The organism is Bacillus sp. SRB_8, assembly GCF_003264205.1.
GTDB lineage: Bacteria > Bacillota > Bacilli > Bacillales > Bacillaceae_G > Bacillus_A > Bacillus_A mycoides.
The window spans coordinates 1-465 of the sequence record NZ_NADT01000155.1 but is presented as its reverse complement, the minus strand read 5'-3'; the positions used below and the strand labels follow the sequence as shown (position 1 = coordinate 465).

The 465-nt window shown below is 49.0% G+C and carries 1 rRNA gene; it reads right to left on the bottom strand.

Going from position 1 to position 465, the window contains the following annotated elements:
- Positions 1-62: 62 nt before the first annotated feature.
- A 23S ribosomal RNA gene (locus tag B5P40_RS33170) occupies positions 63-465 on the bottom strand; the annotation flags it as partial.

The following is a 465-nucleotide window of genomic DNA, read 5'->3' as shown; positions in this document are numbered from 1 at the left end:
CCGTTTTAGACACGAACCAGCCACACAAACAAGATATGATCCAGAGCACCCCGAAAGGTGCTATTGCCAAAACTCTTCACACAGCGGACTAACAGTTCGTCGATTTCCAGCGAGGCTTCCGGCTTAGAGGCGTTCAGCCGTTATCCCACGCATGACAGCTTCTCAGCAATGCCCTGTCGAGCAACCGAATTTACCAGTCATGCGAATCAACGGTTCCTCTCGTACTGAGTTGAATTACTGTCACGACGAAGATAACGCATATCAGTAGGATAAAACTAACCTGTCTCGCGACGGTCTAAACCCAGCTCACGTTCCCTATTGGTGGGTGAACAATCCAACACTTGGTGAATTCTGCTTCACAATGATAGGAAGAGCCGACATCGAAGGATCAAAAAGCAACGTCGCTATGAACGCTTGGCTGCCACAAGCCTGTTATCCCTGTGGTACCTTTTCTGACACCTCTAG